Origin of the sequence: Sporosarcina sp. BP05 (assembly GCF_014282005.1) — a bacterium.
In the GTDB taxonomy this organism is placed as follows: Bacteria; Bacillota; Bacilli; order Bacillales_A; family Planococcaceae; genus Sporosarcina.
In genome coordinates this window covers 55,002-62,072 of record NZ_JACFTD010000019.1, presented here as the reverse complement: position 1 = coordinate 62,072, position 7,071 = coordinate 55,002, and the positions used below count along the sequence as shown (strand labels likewise).

Annotated in this window: 4 protein-coding genes and 1 riboswitch; of the genes, 2 read left to right on the top strand and 2 right to left on the bottom strand. The window is 38.4% G+C overall.

What is annotated here, in order from left to right; genetic code table 11:
- Positions 1–266: 266 nt before the first annotated feature.
- Positions 267–1,586 (bottom strand): Na+/H+ antiporter NhaC family protein, encoded by a 1,320-nt coding sequence (locus tag H2672_RS16270; protein WP_186673098.1) that lies wholly within the window; start codon positions 1,584–1,586, stop codon positions 267–269.
- A 205-nt stretch (positions 1,587–1,791) separates the two neighbouring features.
- Here H2672_RS16270 and H2672_RS16265 point away from each other — a divergent pair, with 205 nt between their 5' ends.
- Positions 1,792–2,247, top strand: coding sequence for an S-ribosylhomocysteine lyase (locus H2672_RS16265; RefSeq protein ID WP_186673097.1), 456 nt, complete (start codon positions 1,792–1,794; stop codon positions 2,245–2,247).
- Positions 2,248–3,139: 892 nt separating this feature from the next.
- Positions 3,140–3,223, bottom strand: a riboswitch (cyclic di-GMP riboswitch).
- Between the two features lie 139 nt (positions 3,224–3,362).
- Positions 3,363–3,512 carry a sigma-70 RNA polymerase sigma factor region 4 domain-containing protein gene (locus H2672_RS20000; protein WP_186673096.1) on the top strand — a complete coding sequence of 50 codons (150 nt, stop codon included), beginning with the start codon at positions 3,363–3,365 and terminating at the stop codon, positions 3,510–3,512.
- A 359-nt stretch (positions 3,513–3,871) separates the two neighbouring features.
- Here H2672_RS20000 and H2672_RS16255 read toward each other — a convergent pair whose 3' ends face one another.
- Positions 3,872–6,406: an EAL domain-containing protein gene (locus tag H2672_RS16255; RefSeq protein WP_186673095.1), complete on the bottom strand. Its 2,535-nt coding sequence runs from the start codon at positions 6,404–6,406 to the stop codon at positions 3,872–3,874.
- Positions 6,407–7,071 lie beyond the last annotated feature (665 nt).

Genomic DNA, 7,071 nt, shown 5'->3' with positions numbered 1-7,071 from the left:
TAACGGTTTACTAATACTATTCAGAACTTTAAATCTTCACTCTTCAATAATCATACCACATTAATAATTGTTCTCCTTTTATTGCTGGAATACTTCGATAAACATATGAAAATTAGCACTGCTAAAAGCAATGCTAATTTGTACTTTAATGTAGTGTTATTTGTATTGATATTTGCGGCGTTATTTAAAGTTTTGTACCACTTAACTGAACGGGTTACTTTGAGTGTTGGCTGACTTTCTTTTTAATTTCAATGGATTAGGTAAATTCATAGCTGTTCTCCACCCTTGTCTTTCTGACGAAACTTCGGGTAACCAATTAAAATGGCAACAACTCCACAAATTCCAATTAATACTGGATAAAATGAATAAGGAATAATACTAACCGGTGATATTGCTGCTAGTCCAGCGGCTGCAAGCATTTGCGCCCCATAAGGCAAAATCCCCTGCCAGCTACTTGCGAACATATCAAGTAAACTAGCTGACTTCCTTGGGTCAATCTCATATTCATCAGCGATGCTTTTTGCTAATGGCCCTGTAATGATGATCGATATCGTATTATTCGCGGTGGCGATATTAGCCATACTAACTAAACCGGCAATCCCAAACTCAGCGCCTTTTTTCGATTTAATTTTGCTCGTAATGGCATATAAAAGATAATCAATACCGCCGTTATGTTTGATAATTTCAACGACACCACCGATTAAGATCGCAATGATCGCTAAATCCTCCATACTAATGATCCCTTCAGCAACTGTTTGTAAAAAAACACCTAAACTGTAAGTCCCATCAATCATTCCGATGATTCCAGCAAACAGTGTTCCGCCTAGCAAAACGACCAGTACATGAGCACCTACTAACGCCGCTACAAATACCGCGATATAAGGGAGTATTTTAAATAACTCATAGGGATAGTCCCCACTCAAATCTGCTACGTTACCTCGCGTGATTATGCCTAAAATAAGCGCTGTAACAATTGCACCGGGCAAAACAATCAAAAAGTTCACTTTAAACTTGTCTTTCATTTTTATATTTTGTGTCCTAACTGCCGCAATTGTGGTATCTGAAATCATCGACAAGTTATCACCAAACATTGCACCACCGATAACCGTCGCCATCGCCAATGCCAGTGGGATACCCGTTTGACTCGCAATCCCTATTCCAATTGGTGCCAATGCAACAACGGTCCCCATTGACGTTCCCATTGAAATCGAAATAAAACAACCGATCACGAACAATCCAACCATCAATAAATTCGTTGGTAATAGGGATAAGCCAAGGTTAACTGTAGATTCAACCGCCCCCATTCCCCTAGCGACTGCAGAAAACGCACCCGCTAAAATAAAGATGATAGCCATTAGTATTATATTCGGATGGCCTGCCCCTTTTGTAAAAGTCTCCACTTTAGTGGACAATTTTTCTTTTCGATTCATCATCAAAGCAATAGCGGCTGCAATTAGTATCGCTACATTCAATGGCATATTTGAAAAGTCTTTCGTAAAAATACCCGTGCCGATAAATAGCAACACAAAAACAAGCAATGGTAAAAGCGCAAAGGGATTTCCCTTTTTCACTTTAAGAGTTGGCATAATAATTCCTCCTAGTAGTCTGTCAAAATCCCAGAACTTACTGAAAACATAGTATTTCTATATGAATTACTAAACCCTATCGTATCCTGCTTTCTTACTGGTGTCAACAAGGCTATTCATCATTTTCGGAATTGTTACATAAATTAGTTTACATTGAGAGTTAAAGTGTGATAGGTTAGATGACAAACCTGAGAGGATGATTAAAATGGCGGTAGTCGAAAGTTTTTTATTGGATCACACGATCGTAAAAGCCCCTTATGTACGCTTGGCAGGTACGGAACAGCACGAGAAAGGCAGCATTCTTCAAAAATATGACTTACGATTTTTACAACCCAACCAGGACGCAATGCCGACTTCGGCTGTTCATACGCTAGAACATTTGCTTGCGACGTATTTGCGTGACGAACTGACAGGCATTGTCGATATTTCTCCAATGGGATGTAGAACAGGATTTTACATGGTCATTTGGGATGAGCATGATCCTAAAGAAGTCGCCGCCGCTTTAACAACAGTTCTCGAAAAAGTAGTAACAACTGAACACATTCCCGCTGTTTCTGCACTTGAATGTGGAAATTATAAAGACCACTCGCTGTTTGCTGCACAGGAGTATGCAAAGTTGGTTCTTGAAGCGGGACTGAGTGATGATCCCTTTCGCGATTAAGCGCAATAGATTATTGCTTGTTATTCTATAATTCAGCACCTGAAAACAAGAAAGAGGTCGCCCCAAATTTGGATTTGTGGGTAACCTCTTTTTTGCTTGAAACTTTTGACCCCTTGTAATTTATGAGTTACAGGCTAGTGTTCTGCCAACTAATTTGGCTTGCAGGGAGTTGGTTGGACACTCCATTGAATTCGTTGGACACTTCGCAAAGTTCGTTGGACACTCCACCATTCGTTGCATACTTCCCTAGTTTCGTTGCACACTCTGTAGATTTGGTTGCACACTCCATCGACTTCGTTGGACACTTCGCAAAGTTCGTTGGACACTCCACCATTCGTTGCACACTTTCCTAGTTTCGTTGCACACTCTGTAGATTTGTTTGCACACTCCATCGACTTCGTTGGACACTTCGCAAAGTTGGTTGCACACTCCACCATTCGTTGCACACTTTCCTAGTTTCGTTGCACACTCTGTAGATTCGGTTGCACACTCCATCGAATTCGTTGGACACTTCGCAAAGTTGGTTGCACACTCCACCATTCGTTGCACTCTCCATCAAATTCGTTGGACACCTCCCTAACCTACTTCCATACTCCAAAAATTTCAAACAAAAAAAGATCAGCCTCCCACTTAGATGGCTGATCTTCGGATTATTCATATAAGGGCGCAATTGTTTCGCTTAATACTCTTCTACATGGGAACTTGAAATGAGTTCCTTTATTTTTGTTGAGTGATAATCTTTTTTCACTTTAATTCTGTTTTTCATTTCATCACATAAACAATCCTCAAGAATTATACTATTATAATTACATCTTAAGGAATGCCAAAAAAGCGCTATTTTTTTACGCATGTTTACATTACCGCCCCTGTTTATATTCGTACGGAGGTCCGTTATGGCAACTGGCTGGCATCGTCAAAAACATTAGCCCCTATAGTTTTGCGTCACTACTTTTCACTAGTTTTGCCCTCATACGTTTTACCTAACCAGTATAACCTATATGCCCACCTAAATACATAGTCACTTCATTGGTTATTTCAAACTAGAACTGCCGTTATTTCGCGAACTCAATGTTTCCTATGGCACATCGAATAGGCTCGAAGATGTACTGGATATCTTGCCCCCTACGGAGCGAGAACTTGTCCAATTGCTACTCATGGAGGGATTCACGCTTACAGAATATGCTGTAAAATTTGGCATTACTGTGCCTAGGGTTAAGAAACAGAGGGAGGGGGTACTCGTGAAATTGAGAAGTGAATTCGTGTAGAAAGGAACGGTGTCCGGCCTGCTAATTTCCCTACTATATATAAATATTGAATATACGTATATATAAACATTGAGCGAAGGCACCTAACAGGGGTAGCCGGGATCATAAGACTGATAGCGCAGCGGTCAGGCTTATGGCGAGAAGCATCCCCTAAGTGCCGAAGCGGATCTGAATGGAATCTCTATTTCAGCTAATAGAGTGAAAAGGCATTGTTGAAGAGACACAATTAAAAAGTTTACGTATTTAAGTAACCATTCACAAAAGATCAGACATTTAGGTACATGTCTGATCTTTATTTTATTAGTATGCAATTACAGTGTGTTCGTTGGATAGTTTTGTGCGCAGGAACCTAGAAAGTCTTATAATTCCCTGAAATAAGTTGTCACGTTTTCTGTTACAAATGAATGACCCTTTAAGAGGGGGTCCTTTTTCAACTGCAATTGAAATTGATTGAAATGCTTAATCAAGGAGTCTCTTTTCTTCTCATCAACTATGAATTTAACGCCGTATCGATGGAGATTTTCTTGTTCCTCATCATATACAATCGTCCCATAAAGCGTCATTTCCTTGTCAATTATTGTTGTTTCAAACTTCAATACAATGTCCGATCTTGCGGGAAGTTTAATGTTAGATACAAAACCTAATCCACCCGGCCCTATGTTTTTAACTAACACTTTAGTACTTCCTAATTGGACCTTCTTTCTATTTATTTCTGAAACCGTCATAAATGCTTCAAGCGGGTACTGGAGATCAATTCTAAAATATTTCCTTTTTTCTATAGTAGGCAAGGATTCAATTTCAGAATTCATTTTTCCGTTTAACAACTTTAAAATATTTTCTTCTGAAACAGGTCTACTAAATAAATACCCTTGAATCCAATCGCATTGTAGGTCAGATACAAAATCTCGCTGTTCTATCGTTTCTACACCTTCTGCTACGACTTTTATTGAAAGCCTTTGTGCCAATTGGATAATAGAAGTTACTATTTCGGAGCTGTCTTTATCAGAAGGAATGTCCTTTATTAAACTCCTATCTATTTTCAATATATCAGGTCTTATATCTCTTAAACTTTTAAAGGATGCATAGCCTGTACCAAAATCATCAAGTGAGATTTGTATACCTAATTCACGCAAACCCTTTATTTTACCTAACACTTTTTCTTCCTTTTCCATCATTGTACTTTCCGTGATTTCAATGTTAAGCCATTTTGGATCAAGTTCGTTTTCTTGTAAAATGCTAGAGATCATATCTACTAAACCTGCTTGTAAAAACTGCACAAGTGACAAATTAACTGAAGCCTGAATAAAGTGACCAGCATTATGCCATAAGCGCACATTTTTGCAAACTGTCCGCAATACCCATTCACCGATTGGAATTATCAATCCCGATTCTTCAGCCAGCGGAATAAATTCATCCGGTGGAACAATTCCCCAAACCGGATGATTCCAACGAAGTAGCGCTTCTACACTACCAACTTGATTCGTCCCCGCATGAACAATCGGTTGGTAATAGACAAGAAATTGATTATCATGCAACGCTTGCTTGAGCTCATTTCTTAATGAAAAGACCTTGTATGTAGCGACATTAGCCGTTGGTGAAAAGATTTGATACTTACCATTTCCTGCTTTTTCTGCAAGGTATAATGCAAGGCCTGCATTTTTCATTAATGAAGCTGTATCATCTCCAGATTCAGGATAAATACTGATACCAATACTCGTCGTAATGAAAAGATTATAGCCTTTAATGTCAAATGATTGCTCAAAAACATGCAGTGCTTCCTTCGCGATTTGTTCAATTGATTGAACGTCTTGAAGGTTTGTAGTTAAAATTGCGAATTCGTCTCCGCTTATTCTTGCCATCATTTTTATGTTTTTATTAAGCGTGTTTTTTATTTTCCGTGCGATTTCAATTAATAAAAGATCACCAACCTCATGACCTAATGAATCATTTAAAAACTTAAACCCGTCTAAATTAAGCAACATAACAGCGAACTTTCTTTTATCAATATTCGCTAGTCGTATTTCAAGATCCACCGCATTTTCAAATGCTCGTCGATTTGGTAACTCAGTTAAATAATCATGATAAGCCATATATTGAATTTCGCGCTGTTGCTTTTTTATTTCAGTAATGTCATGGACATTGCAAATAATTCCATTCACACTTGGCGTATTAAGGAGATTCGTGTAGATGACCTCAAAGTCACGCCATTCCCCATTATTATGCTTTAATCTAAGCTCAGCTGTGAACGGAGTATTTGGCCGATTGAGAATTTCTTTGAATTTACCCTTCTTGAAATGAAGGTCATCAGGATGCAAAAGATCAAAAAAGTTTTTCCCCGTAATTTCCTCCACTTTATAGCCAAGAACAGCCTCAATTGATGGACTTTCAAAGACAATTGTTCCATCTGAATCGAGGATGCCAATAATTTCATGAGAATAATGAATTAATGATTGAAGTTTTTCGCGCATTTCTTGAATATCAAGCTTCAATTCTTGATTAACAGAAACATTACTTGTTAATCCATAAAAGCCCAATACTTCGTTATTCTCTATTTGAATAGGTGTCAGCGTCACATCAATATGAATGACTTCACCATTATTAATGACTCGATATTTTACATATTGGGCCTCGCCGTTTAATACTTTGGCGAAGTAGCCTTTTACCAGTTCTAAATCTTCTTCGTAAATAAAGTTGCTATACTTTTTCCCAATAATTTCTTCAACATTCATTCCGGAAATTTGGTCACTGCCTCCACGTACATTGACGATTACCCCTTTTAGATCAACAACGAAGAGAAGAATATCGGGCGAGTTTTCAAATATTTGCGGATAAGAGTTTTTTTCCTCGTTCAGATAAGCCATTAATCTTTTCTTTTTATTAATTCTTGATAGCAACTATACTCCCCCTTTTATATAAAACGATAATACTGCGGTAATTCGTGTTAGGTTCGAACTGGTGACTATCTTCCCATCGAGCGAACGCTTGAATAAACATGCAAAATAGGCCAGACATTAACTAAGATGTCTGGTCCGTTATTCCAACATTATAATTGTAGTATATCTTCTGAAAACTGTCACGCAAAGTAGTTTCTGGTACTTTTTCTAGGTTTGTTGGACACTTTGCTGGGTTTGTTGGAGATTTCTTCGGTTTGGTTGGACACTTTCCCGGCTTTGTTGGACACTTCGACACTTTCGTTGGACACTCACCCGTTTGTTGGACGCTTTCTGGGCTTCGTTGGACACTTTCCCGGCTTTGTTGGACACTTCGATACTTTCGTTGGACACTTTGCTGAATCTGTTAATCTTCATTCTATTATTTAAAAGTTATAGCATACTTTCAGGGCAGCGCCGCCCACAGCTCCCTGAAATCACTTTTTCTTCTACGCAACGCGAGCCGCTACGCATATTGTTGGATTGATATTAAGGTTGGGTTGCGGTAAAATTGGTATACTATGAATCCTTTCTACTGGTTATTTTGTAATGATTTAACCTCAAAAATCGGGGATTCTTTTTTACTTTCCCATTAAAAGTTCGGCTATATTTTCGGAACTACTTATATA